The 12,580-nt window shown below is 71.7% G+C and carries 12 protein-coding genes and 1 pseudogene; 4 read left to right on the top strand and 9 right to left on the bottom strand.

Going from position 1 to position 12,580, the window contains the following annotated elements; genetic code table 11:
• Positions 1 to 3: 3 nt before the first annotated feature.
• A complete protein-coding gene (locus ACIBVP_RS14335; RefSeq protein WP_396106557.1) occupies positions 4 to 1,458 on the bottom strand; it encodes a cytochrome ubiquinol oxidase subunit I in 1,455 nt (484 codons plus the stop codon).
• A gap of 317 nt (positions 1,459 to 1,775) precedes the next feature.
• Between ACIBVP_RS14335 and ACIBVP_RS14330 the strand changes: the two genes are divergently transcribed.
• Together ACIBVP_RS14330 and ACIBVP_RS14325 are read left to right on the top strand one after the other, a co-directional pair.
• A complete protein-coding gene (locus ACIBVP_RS14330; protein ID WP_396106556.1) occupies positions 1,776 to 2,375 on the top strand; it encodes a TMEM165/GDT1 family protein in 600 nt (199 codons plus the stop codon).
• 116 nt (positions 2,376 to 2,491) lie between these two features.
• The gene (locus ACIBVP_RS14325; protein WP_396106555.1) at positions 2,492 to 2,731 is read left to right on the top strand and encodes a hypothetical protein; all 240 of its coding nucleotides are present in this window, start codon (positions 2,492 to 2,494) and stop codon (positions 2,729 to 2,731) included.
• A 59-nt stretch (positions 2,732 to 2,790) separates the two neighbouring features.
• On the opposite strand, the gene ACIBVP_RS14320 is transcribed toward ACIBVP_RS14325, so the two are convergent.
• From ACIBVP_RS14320 to ACIBVP_RS14305, 4 genes are all read right to left on the bottom strand, one after another.
• Positions 2,791 to 3,495 carry an ANTAR domain-containing protein gene (locus tag ACIBVP_RS14320; RefSeq protein ID WP_396106554.1) on the bottom strand — a complete coding sequence of 235 codons (705 nt, stop codon included), beginning with the start codon at positions 3,493 to 3,495 and terminating at the stop codon, positions 2,791 to 2,793.
• On the bottom strand, positions 3,492 to 4,364 hold the full coding sequence (locus ACIBVP_RS14315; RefSeq protein ID WP_396106553.1) for an ANTAR domain-containing protein: 873 nt from the start codon (positions 4,362 to 4,364) through the stop codon (positions 3,492 to 3,494). Before ACIBVP_RS14315 ends, ACIBVP_RS14320 begins: the two co-directional genes overlap by 4 nt.
• A 20-nt stretch (positions 4,365 to 4,384) precedes the next feature.
• Positions 4,385 to 6,223 (bottom strand): CheR family methyltransferase, encoded by a 1,839-nt coding sequence (locus tag ACIBVP_RS14310; protein ID WP_396106552.1) that lies wholly within the window; start codon positions 6,221 to 6,223, stop codon positions 4,385 to 4,387.
• 126 nt (positions 6,224 to 6,349) lie between these two features.
• A complete protein-coding gene (locus tag ACIBVP_RS14305; RefSeq protein WP_396106551.1) occupies positions 6,350 to 6,979 on the bottom strand; it encodes a TetR/AcrR family transcriptional regulator in 630 nt (209 codons plus the stop codon).
• Positions 6,980 to 7,028: 49 nt separating this feature from the next.
• On the opposite strand from ACIBVP_RS14305, the gene ACIBVP_RS14300 reads away from it, so the two are divergent.
• Positions 7,029 to 7,889, top strand: coding sequence for an oxygenase MpaB family protein (locus ACIBVP_RS14300; RefSeq protein WP_396106550.1), 861 nt, complete (start codon positions 7,029 to 7,031; stop codon positions 7,887 to 7,889).
• On the opposite strand, the gene ACIBVP_RS14295 is transcribed toward ACIBVP_RS14300, so the two are convergent.
• Positions 7,857 to 8,777 carry an AraC family transcriptional regulator gene (locus ACIBVP_RS14295; protein ID WP_396106549.1) on the bottom strand — a complete coding sequence of 307 codons (921 nt, stop codon included), beginning with the start codon at positions 8,775 to 8,777 and terminating at the stop codon, positions 7,857 to 7,859. The genes ACIBVP_RS14300 and ACIBVP_RS14295 overlap by 33 nt on opposite strands.
• 74 nt (positions 8,778 to 8,851) lie before the next feature.
• Here ACIBVP_RS14295 and ACIBVP_RS14290 point away from each other — a divergent pair, with 74 nt between their 5' ends.
• On the top strand, positions 8,852 to 9,757 hold the full coding sequence (locus ACIBVP_RS14290; protein WP_396106548.1) for an NAD-dependent epimerase/dehydratase family protein: 906 nt from the start codon (positions 8,852 to 8,854) through the stop codon (positions 9,755 to 9,757).
• Positions 9,758 to 9,861: 104 nt separating this feature from the next.
• Here the strand turns inward: ACIBVP_RS14290 and ACIBVP_RS14285 are convergent.
• From ACIBVP_RS14285 to ACIBVP_RS14275, 3 genes and pseudogenes are all read right to left on the bottom strand, one after another.
• Positions 9,862 to 10,488: pseudogene (locus ACIBVP_RS14285) on the bottom strand (helix-turn-helix domain-containing protein); the annotation flags it as partial.
• Positions 10,489 to 10,510: 22 nt separating this feature from the next.
• Complete coding sequence (gene fahA, locus ACIBVP_RS14280) at positions 10,511 to 11,707, bottom strand: fumarylacetoacetase (protein WP_396106547.1); 1,197 nt, start codon at positions 11,705 to 11,707, stop codon at positions 10,511 to 10,513.
• Complete coding sequence (locus tag ACIBVP_RS14275) at positions 11,704 to 12,579, bottom strand: hypothetical protein (RefSeq protein ID WP_396106924.1); 876 nt, start codon at positions 12,577 to 12,579, stop codon at positions 11,704 to 11,706. The genes fahA and ACIBVP_RS14275 overlap by 4 nt, the downstream gene beginning before the upstream one ends.
• Between the last annotated feature and the right edge of the window lies 1 nt (position 12,580).

Below are 12,580 nucleotides of genomic sequence, written 5' to 3'. Positions count from 1 at the left end.
TCCTCAGTACGCGAAGGTCAGGTTGTCGTCGGACTTGTCCCCGGGCTCCGGTTGCTCGATGCCCGCCCGCACGTAGCGGCGCATCAGCACGACCTCCACCACCGCGAGCACGCCGTAGGTGAGCGTCAGCGCGATCAGCGACGTCAGGACCTCGCCGACGGTCAGCCCGGACACGGCCCGCGCGGTGAACATCCACACACCGTCCACACCGGACGGATTGGGCACGACGACGAACGGCTGGCGCCCCATCTCGGTGAAGATCCAGCCGAAGCTGTTGGCGACGAACGGCAGCGCGATGCTCGCGAGGGCGAACCGGGGGAACCAGCGGCTCGTCGGCACGCGCCCGCGCCGCGTCAGCCACAGCACGGCCAGGCCCGCCGCGGTGCCGATGGCGCCGAGGCCGATCATGAACCGGAAGCTCCAGTACGTCACCGGCAGGTTCGGCACGTAGTCGATCGGCTGCCCGGACAGCTCACCGAGCCGCGGGTCGACCGGGTAGTGCGTGCCGTAGCGCTCCTGGTACCGCGTGACGAGGTCCTCGACCCCGGTCACCTCGGCGTCGAAGTCGCCGTGCGCCAGGAAGGACAGCAGCGCGGGCACGGTGATCGACTTGACGTTCTCGCAGTCCGGGTTCGACACGTCGCCGATCGCGAAGACCGAGAACCCGGCCGGCTGTTCGGTGTGGCACAGGGCCTCCGCCGACGCCATCTTCATCGGCTGCTGCTCGAACATCAGCTTCGACTGCAGGTCACCGCTGACCGCGAGCCCCGCGAACGCGACGACCCCGACCCACGCGCCGAGGCGCACCGACGTCCGCCACGTGCCCTCGTCCTCGCGGGACCGCCACAACCGCCATGCCGCGATGCCGACGAGGAACGTGGCCGCGACCGCGAAGGCGCCGAAGATCGCGTGCGGGAACGCCGCGAGGACGGTCGAGTTCGTCAGCACCGCCCAGATCGACGTGAGCCGCGGCCGCCCGTCGACCATCTCGACGCCGACCGGGTGCTGCATCCACGAGTTGGCGGCGAGGATGAAGTAGGCGGAGGCGACCGTGGCCAGCGAGAACGCCCACACGCACGCCAGGTGGACGCGCTTGGGCAGCCGGTCCCAGCCGAACATCCACAGCCCGAGGAACGTCGACTCGACGAAGAACGCGACGAGCCCCTCCATGGCGAGCGGCGCCCCGAACACGTCCCCGACGAAACGCGAGTACTCGCTCCACGCCATGCCGAACTGGAACTCCTGGACGATCCCGGTCACCACCCCCATGGCGAAGTTGATCATCAGGAGCTTGCCCCAGAACTTCGTCATGGCCAGGTAGCGCGGGTTGCCGGTACGCACCCACGCCGTCTGCATGCCGGCGACGAGCAGCGAGAGGCCGATCGTCAGCGGCACCATCAGGAAGTGGTAGACGGTCGTGATACCGAACTGCCACCGGGCGAGATCGAGTACTTCCACGCCTGCCACATTGCCTGCCGGAACCGGCGTTCCGGCAGGTCTCCGGGTCCTGTCCGCCTGGGACGTAGGTCCCGTGACGACCGCCATACCCGCACGTCAGGCGGCACGCGTACACTGGTTGGCGCCAGAGGGGAGTAGTTCCCGCGGCGGGCGTTCGCGTCCGCTCGGCGAGTGCATCGACATACTGACTCGTTTCACGGGTCCGGTGCCTCACCCGCTCACGAGCGGGCGAACGAGACCTCCGGCCGGGTAGAAGCATGCCCGGCCGGAGTCATGCTGCCTCCGTCCGGGCCCGACGCGGAGGGAATTCCGTCCACATGGGCCACTGGCTCCTCGCTTTCGTATCGGCGTACGGCGCCGTCTTCCTGCTCGAGCTGCCCGACAAGACCACGGCGCTGACGCTCGTGCTGTCCAGTCGCTTCCGCGGCAAGCCGGTGCTGCTGGGTGCCGGGCTGGCGTTCGCGTTGCAGGCGGTCATCGCGGTCGCGCTGGGCAGTGCGATCACCCTGCTGCCGGACCGGGTGGTGGCCGCGGCGATCGCGCTGCTGTTCGGGGTCGGGGCGTTCCTGCTGTGGCGGGAGAGCCGCGAGAGCGACAGCGACGACGCCGACGGCGCCGGTCCGGTGAACCGGGACGCGACGACGTTCGTGCGCGCGGCGATGATCTCGTTCGGCACCCTGTTCCTCACCGAATGGGGCGACGCGTCGCAGGTCACGGCCATCGGGGTGGCGGCGCGCTACGCGAGCCCGATCGCGGTCGGCCTCGGCACCTTCCTCGCGTTGATGAGCGTGACCGTGCTGGCGCTGCTGGTGGGCCGCAAGCTGCGGGCCAAGGTGCCCGCGCACGTCATCCAGCGCGGTGCCGCGGTCGTGTTCGGCGCGTTCGCGCTCATCGCGCTGTGGCAGGCGGTCCTCTGACCTGTGTCGACCGTTTGGCGGATACACAGCGTGTCCGGGGCGGAGTTACAGTGCGAACGTCTCGAACCTGCCGCCCAGGACCCGGCGCGCCGCACCACACCGTCGAGGGACCCCGCATGGGCTGGGACGATCACGAGGCGGGCGACGTACTCGTCGTCCAGGCCGGGTTGATCAGCGAACGACTCTCGCGTGTCGCTCTCGACGTGAATGTCGCGCTCAGTGACACCGACGGGCTCGTGCGAGCCCGTCTCGAACAGGCCATCACCCGGCTCGACCAGGCCATCCGGGACATCCGGCTGCTGGCCGCGGGCCAGCAGCGCCTGGGGGCGGGAGGTGCCGGCCGGCGACGGGGGTGAGTCACCACGCCACCCAGCGGACGAACCGAGCACGTCCGAGTCGCCGGCCGGCTGCCCCGTCACTTCTGGCGGGGCAGCCGCAGCACGCCCTTGACCACGTCCTGGGCCACCTCGCGCAGCTTCGTGCCGGTGCCGCGCGAGTGGTTGCGCAGCAGCGTGAACGCCTCGTCGACGGTGATGGACTCCCGCTCGGCGAGCATCCCCTTGGCCTGCTCGATCACCACCCGGGTGTCGAGCGCGCCCTGCAGCTGCGTGGCACGTGCCGCCAGCTCACGGCTGCGGTGGGCGGTCACCCCGAGCGACATCGTGTTGACCAGCCCCCGGCTCACCACGTCGTCGTCCGCCGCCACGTGTCCCGGCGTCGCCGTGTACAGGGTCAGCGCGCCGACGACGTCGTCGCACAGCACGCACGGCAGTCCGACCGCGGCGGCGACGCCCGCGTCCAGCGCGACCGGGGCGAACCTCGGCCACCGCAGCCGGGCCGCGCTGAGGTCGGCGCACTCCACCCGCGCACCGGTCCGCAGCACGTCGATGCCGGGGCCCTGCTCGTAGGCCAGTTCGAAACGGGTCAGCAGTTCGGCCGTCTCCTCGGACGCGCCCGCCATGGCGGGTGCGCCGTCGAGGTCGAGCGCCAGCAGGGCGGCGGCCTGCACGTCGAGCAGTTCGGCGCACATCACGGTGAGGCGTTGCCGCTGGGCGGGCTCGTCCAGTCCGCTCACGAGGATCTCGGTGAGGTCCACCAACCTCCGGCTGCGCTCGTTCATCTGTCCAATCTCAAACCCCTGTGCACGACCTCGGCCGCGATCGCGGCGAGTGGCTCGTCCATCGCGAACGCTCTGGCGCGCAGTACGACGAGCGCGTCCTCGGCGCGGCAGCCGAGTTGTTCGGCGACTATGCCACTGGCCTGGTGCACGACCGCATGGTGGTTGGCACCCACGAGCACCGGGAGGTCGAGCGGGTCGGCGCTGTCCGGCGCGAGGAGCGACGAGTGCACCAACGCGTCGGCGACCGTGGCCAGCATCGCCGCCGACCGTGCCGACTCCGCGGGCGGGTCGAACACGGTGAGCACGCCCAGACAACCGGTGGCGGTCCGCAGTGGCGCCGCCGCGACCGCGTGGACCCCGAACTCGGCCACCTGGGACGCGAACTCCGGCCACCGCGACGGCAGCGCCGTCTCGTCCACCGCGACGGCGGCCCTGGCCTCGGCGACGTCGTGGACCGGCCCCTCGCCGAGGGTGAACTCCACCTCCTGGGCCGCGGTCGCGACGCCGTCGGACCCCACGTTCACGGCTTCTTCCCGGTTGCCGAGGAGGAGGCTGACCCCGACGTGCTCGACACCGAGCGCCGAGGCGACGGCCGTGATGAAGCGCGGCTCCGCCGACGTACCGTGCCACGCCGCCAGCCGGGCGGCGTGGTGGGCGTTCATCTCGGCGGCGGCCAGGTGCCTGCGTTCGATCGCGCGGTGCATCTCGGCCATGTCCAGGTGCAACCCGCGCAACGTCGGACTTGCCCGCACCGCAAGCTGTTCGTGGCGGGCGGCGACCTGAGCGGCACGCTGTGCACGATCCTTCTCGCGGCTCGCGCGCCGACTCGCCCTGGCGGTATACGACACACCGGAGTGCGGTTCAGGCACCCGGCACATCGTACTCGCGTTCAGCCTTGATCGGCCGGCTCCATCAGCAGGACGACGCCGCCGTCCGCACTGTTCAACGGGTTGCAGGTCAGCGAGCACGTGAAGGCGCGGCCACGTCGGTTCACCGCGGCCACGTCCACCGGTCCCGTCCGGCTCCGGCCTGCGACGCAGTCACGGATCAGGGTGGCCAGCCCGGCGGTCGGCAACCCGAAGTCGAGCTTGAAGAAGTCCTCGTTGTCGACCTCGGCGGCACGCAGCCCCCACAGTTCCTCGGCGCCCCGGTTCCAGCTGCGCACCCGCAGGTGCGCGTCCAGCACCACCACCCCGGCCGCGACGCTCGACAGCACGCCCTCGAGGAACGTGCGTGCCTCGCCGAGCTCGTCGCCGCGGATCCGCATCTCCTCGTTCATGGTCTCCAGTTCCTCGTTGCCGGACTGGAGTTCCTCGTTGGTGGTCTCGAGTTCCTCGTTGGTGGACTGCAGTTCCTCGTTCGTGGTCTCCAGTTCCTCGATGCTGGACTGGAGTTCCTCGTTGGTGGTCTCGAGTTCCTCGTTGGTTGACTGGAGTTCCTCGTTCGTGGTCTCCAGCTCCTCGCGGCTGCGCTTGACCTCCTGCTGCAGCTGGGTGAACAAGGTGTTGTCGATGAACGCGATGCCCGCGCCGAGCAACTCGCCGTCGATCGCGATCAGCGGCTGCACCACGATGTCGAGGTACTGGACCTCGTCGGCGGCGATCCGGCGCTCGACGGCGTTGACGCGCACCGGGCGGCGGGTGTCGTGCGCCTGCTCGATGAGGGACCGCAGTTCGAGCGGCCGGTAGGAGATCTCCAGGTCCCGGAACGGCCTGCCGACGTCCGAGGGCCCCATTCCCAGCAAGGCCCGCGCCTGGCCGTTGACCTGGATGAGGACGCCCGCCATGTCCACCGCCACGATCGCGTTCGGCGCGGTGTCCAGCACCAGGTCGCGGACGTTCCGCTGCCGGTCGCCGTCCTCCGGGACCGCGATCGTGCGCACGGGACGGCTCGGGGACAGCGGCCGCGGCACCGTGCCGCCCCGGCGGCGGAACATGCGGTGCCGCATGCTCACCACCTCGAACCGGTTGCCGTCGGCCAGCAGCATCTCCGCCTTGCCGAGGAACAGGCACGCGCGGTCGTTCATGGCGAACGTGAAGCGGTCGACGATCGCCTGCTGCGCCTCGACGTTGAAGTACATGAGCGTGTTGCGGCACACCAGCAGGTGCAGCCGCGAGATCGGCGCGTCCCTCGTGATGTCGTGGCGGCCGAAGATGACCCGCCTGCGCAGGTCGGTACGGAACGAGACCGCGTCACCCTGCGGTTCGAAGTACTTCTCCACCAGTCCGGCGGGCAGGTTCTCCACGGCCTTCGACGGGTACGTGCCGAGCCGCGCCCGCCGCAGCGCCTCGTCGTCCACGTCGGTGCTGTAGATCTTCACGCGCCGCACGCACTGCTCGACGCCGAGCACCTCGGCGAGCACGATCGCGAGCGTGTACGCCTCCTCGCCGGACGAGCAGCCCGCGCTCCACACACGGATCTCCTCGTCGGCGTCCAGTCCGAGCAGCAGCTCCGGCAGCACGGTGTCGCGCAGGTGGGCCCAGCTCTCCTCGTCGCGGAAGAAGCCGGTGACGTTGATCAGGATGGTGTTGAACAACGCGCCGAACTCGGCCGCGCTCGCCTCGAGCAGGTCCTGGTAGTCGGGGTACTCCGCGACGCCGATGTCGGCCATCCGCTTGCGGATGCGCCGGGTGAGCGAGCTGCGCTTGTAGCCGGTGAAGTCGAAACCGCGGGCGTCGCGGATGAACCGGAGCAGCTCTTCGAGGTCGGGGTCCGTCGGCTGGGTCACGGTCGGTTCGCCACCAGGATGTCGGCGATCGTCGACGTGGTGACCCCCACGACGTCGAACTCTCTCGCGGGGTCGTTCATCGCGCGCGACTGCCGGTTCTCACGGCAGGAGCCTAATGCCCGGAGGTCATCCGCGTTGCCGCCGCAACGCCGCGGCGAGGTCCTCGGTCGTGCGGACCATGGCGACGAGGAAGTCGACGAGGTGCGTGCGGGTGATGTCCAGTTCGCCGCGCAGCCAGGAGGCGAACAGTTCCAGCGTGCCGTGGACGAGCGTGAGCGCGGCCAGCTCGCGGTCCGGTTCCGGCGGGGCCTGCGCGCCGAGCATCGCGGCGCCCTGGTCGGCGACCACGCGTGCCATGGCGCGGACGGAGGTCTGGCGTGCGGCCCGCAGCTCGTCGGTGGCCTGCGACTGGACCAGCAGGTGGCCGCGCCGCGGGTCCTCGGTGAAGAAGTCGACGAGTGCCACGATCACCGCGCGGACCCGCACGTCCGGGTCGGGTGCGGTGTCCGCGATCGCCTTGGCGACCACCGCGAACGCGTGTGCCGTCACCTGTTCGCGGACGGCGAGCAGCAGCGCCGCCGGGTCGCGGAAGCTCTCGTAGAAGTAGCGGTCGTTGAGCTTGGCGCGGGCGCAGACCCCGCGGACGGTGACGCGTTCCCAGCCGCCCTCGGCGAGCAGGTCGAGCGCGGCCTCGCGCAACGCGGCGCGCCGCCTGGTCTTTCGCTCGTCGGGGCTGGCGCCACCGTAGGTCTTCATGCGAACCTATGTTATCTGGTGACGTCCTTCACCAGAAGGGAGCTGGGTCATGCGGCAGCCGATCAGCCCGGGCACGCGCCTGTGGGACGAGACCGGGCTCGTCACGTTCTCCCTGACCACCGGCGCGGCGTTCGCGTTGCAGGTGATGCACCCGGCGGTCGGCGCGGTCGTCGGTGAGCACTCGGTGTTCCGCACGGACGCGATCGGGCGCGCCCAGCGGTCCATCGCGTCGGTGATGACGTGGGTGTACGGCGGCGAGGAGGCGCTGCGCGAAGGCGACCGCCTCCGGGCTCTGCACGCGCCACTGACGTCCACCGTGGACGGCACGCGGTACACGGCGCTGGCGTCCGGCCCGTGGGCGTGGATCATCCTGACCGCGCCGTACGCCTACACGGTCGGCGCGAAGTACTTCTCGAAGCGGCCGCTGACGCGGGCCGAGGAGGAGGAGTTCTACGCGGAGATCGTGCAGCTGGCGCGGAACCTGCACGTGGCGGAGAAGGAGATCCCGCCGACCTACGACGCCTACCTCGAGTACTTCGCCGACATGGTCGACGAGACGCTGGTCGCCCACCCGACCGCGTACGAGTTCCTGGAGTCGACCCGCCACACCCCGCCGCCGGTCGACCTGCCCGCCGTGCTCCGCCCGCTGTGGCGGGTGGCGATGGACGTGCCCGGCCGCGTCCAGCACTTCGTCACGATCGGCACGCTGCCCGCGGCGGCCAGGGAGAAGCTGGGCCTGACGTGGACGTCCCGCGACGAACGGGCCCTGCGGTTGCTGGGTGCCGTGGTGGGGCGGGTGCTGCCGCTGCTGCCGGAACGGTTGCGGTACTTCCCCATCGCGTACGAGGCACGCCGGGCCGAGCGGGCGCGGCGGGCGCTACGCCGAGCTCTTCTGCGCCGCCCGGTATGACCCGGGCGCGGTGTCGTAGGCGCGCTTGAACGCCTTCCCGAACGCGTACTCGGACGCGTAGCCACTGCGGGCGGCGACCGTGCGCAGCGGGTCGTCGGACTCGCGGAGCAGCCGGGCGGCCGTGGTCATCCGCCACCACGTCAGGTAGGTCAGCGGCGGCTGGCCGATGATCGCGGTGAAGCGCTTCGCGAACGCGGCACGGGACAGCCCGGCGACCGCGGCCAGGTCCTCGACCGTCCACGGCTTCTCGGGGTGGCGGTGGATCTGGCGCAGCGCGGCGGTGATCGCCGGGTCGCGCAACGCGGTGGCCCAGCCGGACTGGCCTTCGGGCTGGTCGTCGAGCCAGGCACGCAGCACGTACAGCAGGAGCATGTCGATCAGCGCGGGCACGGCGGCCTCGGTACCCGGCCGAGGGTCGGCCACCTCCTGCCCGAGCAGTTCGACGGCGGCCCGCAGCGAGGGGTGCTGCCCGACCCGGGCAGGCACGTGGACCATGGCGGGCAACTCGGTGAGCAGCGGGTGCGGCCGGGCGGCGTCGAACCAGTAGTAGGCGCACAGCAGCTCGGTGACCGGCCCGGCGCCGTCGATGCGCATCTCGTCGAGCGGCGCGGCGTCGTGCGGTTCCGGTTCGAAGTCGACGAGCGGGCTGTCCGGGTGGTCGGCGAGCGCGTGCCCGTCGCCGTGCGGGGTGAACAGCACGTCGCCCGGGCTGAGCCGCCTGGGTTCGCCGTGGTCGGAGAGCAACCAGCAGCCGCCCTCGAGGACGACGTGGCATCCGGCGGCCGGGCCGCGCTGGAACCGCACCCCCCACGGCGCCTGGCTGGAGGACCGCGCGGCCGAGGGCCGTCCGGTCCGCAGGGTGATCAGCACGTCGCTCAGCACGTCCACACGAAGACTCTAGGACATCCATCAGAGCTTCTGAACCATCCACAGTCTTTCCCGACGCCCATAACGTCGAGGACATGACTTCACACGTTGTGGTCGGCGCGGGCCCGACCGGTACCGCGACCGCACTCCTGCTGGCCACCACGGGCGACGACGTACGGGTGATCACCCGCCGCGGCACCGGCCCGTCACACCCGAGGATCGAACTGGTCGCGGCCGACGCGACCACCCGGCTGACGGAGCTGTCCGGCGGCGCCGCCACGATCATCAACTGCGCGATGCCCTCGTACGACCGGTGGCCCGAGGAGGCACCGGCGCTGTCGGCGGCCCTGCTGTCGGCGGCGGAGGCGACGGGTGCCGCGTACGTGAGCCTGTCCAACGTGTACGGCTACGGCCCGGTCGACGGCCCGCTGACCCCCGGCCTGCCCATGCGCCCCACGACGATCAAGGGCGAGGTCCGGACGCGGATGTACCTGGACGGGCTCGCCGCACACGAGGCGGGCCGCATCCGGTTCGCGGAGGTACGCCCAGGCGACTACCTGGGGGTCGCCGCGTTCGCGCTGTTCAACCTGATGATCGCCCCGAACGTGCTGGCGGGCCAGGAGATCGTGTTCCCGGCGGACCTGGACGTGCCGCACAGCTGGACCTACACCGGCGACGTCGCGGCGACACTGGTCGCGGTGGCGAGGTCGGAGGCGTCGTGGGGCCGCGCGTGGCACACCCCGCAAACCTCGGACATCCCGATCCGGGCGATGGCGGCCCGCTTCGCCGAGGTGGCCGGCGTGCCGCTGCCCTCGATCCGCGAGATGACCGCGCTGGAGCTGCACGCACAGGCCACCGCCGACCCGGTCATGGCGGAGATGCCCGAGATGCAGTACCTGTACCGCCGCCCGGCGGTCATGGAATGGACGGACACGGCGACGGTCCTCGACCTGAAGCCGACCCCGCTGGACGACGTCCTGCGCGAGCTGGCGACCAGCTGACGCTCACCGGAGGGGGGGCGCCCCCCCCGCGGGCCCCCCCCCGCCCCGCGGGCCCCCCCCCCCCCCCCCCCGGGGGGCGGCGGCCCCCCCCCCCCCCCCCCCCCCGCCAGGACCTTCGGCCCCACGACCGCCCCGTCGAGGGGCTCGAAGCTCACCACGCCGACGCTCGCCCGCAGCCCCGGCACCCCGCGTACCGGCGCCGCGATGCCGGACGCGCCGGACTGCAGTTCGCCGGTCGTCGCGAGCCAGCCCGGGTCCTCCGAACGGAGCCCGATCGCCTTGCCCGCCGCGCCCCGCGACAGGGCGTGACGGGTGCCGACCCGGTACGCCACGTGGTAGGTCGTCCACGACGGTTCGATCACCGCGATCGCCTGGGCCTCCTCGCCGTCCGCGACGGTCAGGTGGGCCGTCGCGCCGACGGACTCCGCCAGTTCACGCAGGGCGGGGAGGGCGGCCAGGCGCAGCTGCGGGGTCACGCTCGCCGCCAGCCGCAGCAAACCGAGGCCCAGCCGCACCTTCGAGCCGTCGCGCCGGACCAGGCCGCGTTCCTGCAGCGGCACCAGCAGCCGGTAGACCGCCGCGCGGGACGCGCCGATCGCGGTGGCCAGGTCGCTGATCGTCGGTGCCTCCGACTCGGAGTCCGCCACCGCCTGCAACAGCGCCAGGCCGCGTTCCAGGGTCAGCGAGCTCTCCCGGCCGGTCCCCGCCGGCGGGCGGGCCGCGGGCTGGATGGGACGGATCGGGCGGGCCACCTCAGACCGCCGGGACCACTCTGCCCGTGACCGGTGCGATGCCGACCACCGAACCGTCCTCGCCCGGCGCGGTCGCGGTGATCACGACCTCGTCGCCGTCCTCCAGGAACGTCCTGGTCACGCCGTCGGCGAGGGTGATCTTCTCCCGGCCGCCCCACGACAGTTCCAGGAAGCAGCCGCGCTGGTTCTTCTCCGGGCCGGACACCGTGCCCGACGCGAACAGGTCGCCCGGCCGGACGGTCGCGCCGTTGACCGTCATGTGCGCGAGCTGCTGCGCGCACGACCACGACATGTCGGAGAACCGCGGCCGCGAGACCACCGTGCCGTTCCACTCGACCTTCAGCGCCAGGTCGAGGCCCCACGGCGGGTCCTCCCGCAGGTACGGCAGCCGGGGGTGGTCGAAGTCGGGCACCGGCACCCGCGCCATCGCGAACGCGTCCAGCGGGGTGATCCACGCGGAGATCGACGTCGCGAACGACTTGCCGAGGAACGGGCCCAGCGGCTGGTACTCCCAGCCCTGGATGTCGCGTGCCGACCAGTCGTTCACCAGCACCACGCCGAAGACGTGTTCGGCCGCCGCCGACGTCGGCACGCGGCGGGCGACCGGGCCGCCGCACACGAACCCGACCTCCGCCTCGATGTCGAGCCGGCCGCTCGGGCCGAAGTGCGGGCCGGACGAACCGCGTCGCTGGCCGTGCGGACGTTCGATGTCCGTGCCGGAGACCACGACCGTGCCGGACCGGCCGTGGTAGCCGACCGGCAGGTGCGTCCAGTTCGGCAGCAGCGGCTCGCTGTCCGGCCGCATGATCCGGCCGACGTTCTCCGCGTGGTAGCGCGACGAGTAGAAGTCGACGTAGTCGCCGACGGTGAACGGCAGCGCCATCCGCACGTCCGTCAGCGGCACCAGCGTCGCGCCCGTCGGCGGCGCCGACATGGCGACCAGGTCCAGCAGCCGTGCCCGCAGCACGCTCCACTCGGCGCGGGTCGCGGCCAGCAGCGGGTCCAGCGACGGACGCGACACCAGGTCGGCGACGTCGCCGAGGTCGTGCGCGACCGACCGCAGCGGCAGCGCGTGGTCGCCCACCCGGACCGCCACCTGTGGACCGTCACCCGCGTCGACCACGCCGTACGGCAGGGTCTGCGGGCCGAACGGCTGGTCTCGCGCGAAGGCTGGGTCGTGCACCCACGAGGCGGTCACAGCAGGTCCAGTTCCTCGAGGTCGGTCACCGGGTCGGTCAGCGAGCACGACCCGTAGGACGCGAACACGCCGCGCACGGAGAGCGCCTCGTGCTCGGTCAGGTTCTGCGCCTCCTCGGCGAGTGCCTTGCCGTCGGTGGCCGCGAGCGCCGCCCGCACGTCGTCGGCTTCGGCGCCCGCGAGCAGGCGGCCGGTGGCGATCAGCAGGTTGAGGAAGCCGTGGTGGGTGAAGCCGGTGTCGGCCGCGGTGTGCCGGACCGCGTTGTGCAGGCCCGCGGTCGCCTTGAACGACGCGCCACCGGCGTTGATCACCGAGAGGAAGTCGAAGACCTCCTCGACGCTCGGGAAGTTCTCGGCCGACAGCCCGCCGCAGCGCAGCTTGGGCCAGCTGCCGTGCTCGATGACGCGCTGGATGCCGTCGAGCCAGCCCGCGCCGCCGCGACGCGGCTCGATCACCCGGATCACGTCCTCCGGCACGAACTCGGAGACACGCTCGAGCCACACCTCGTCGACGTCGGACGGCGCGGGCATCTCGACCATGCGCAGCGCGAGCAGCTCGGCTCGCGACTCGACGATCGACAGCGCCTTCGGCACACCGCCGAGACCGGTGTCGATGACGAGGGACAGCTCCACCGGCTTGCCGGGCTTCACCTTGATCAACTCGGTGATGAGCTCTGGCAACCGGGAGGCCGGGCACAGGAAGAGACCCACCAGGTCGGCGTGATCGCTCGATCTGCCTTCCAGGTGCAACCGCACCGCGTCGGGCACGGTCGCGTTCCCGGGCGGGAACAAGGCGGCGTCGTCGATGAGACGGGCGAGCAGGGATGGCACGTCCCGCTGATCCGATGCGGGCTGAGGTGCGGCGCTTGACACG

This window comes from Actinophytocola sp. NPDC049390 (genome assembly GCF_044466355.1).
Classification (GTDB): domain Bacteria; phylum Actinomycetota; class Actinomycetes; order Mycobacteriales; family Pseudonocardiaceae; genus Actinophytocola.
This window is presented reverse-complemented; position numbering and strand designations above follow the sequence as displayed.

Coding starts and splice junctions, on each gene's coding strand:
- ACIBVP_RS14330 (WP_396106556.1), top strand. CDS start 1,776: ATGGGCCACTGGCTCCTCGCTTTCGTATCGGCGTACGGCGCCGTCTTC.
- ACIBVP_RS14325 (WP_396106555.1), top strand. CDS start 2,492: ATGGGCTGGGACGATCACGAGGCGGGCGACGTACTCGTCGTCCAGGCC.
- ACIBVP_RS14320 (WP_396106554.1), bottom strand. CDS start 3,495: ATGAACGAGCGCAGCCGGAGGTTGGTGGACCTCACCGAGATCCTCGTG.
- ACIBVP_RS14305 (WP_396106551.1), bottom strand. CDS start 6,979: ATGAAGACCTACGGTGGCGCCAGCCCCGACGAGCGAAAGACCAGGCGG.
- ACIBVP_RS14300 (WP_396106550.1), top strand. CDS start 7,029: ATGCGGCAGCCGATCAGCCCGGGCACGCGCCTGTGGGACGAGACCGGG.
- ACIBVP_RS14290 (WP_396106548.1), top strand. CDS start 8,852: ATGACTTCACACGTTGTGGTCGGCGCGGGCCCGACCGGTACCGCGACC.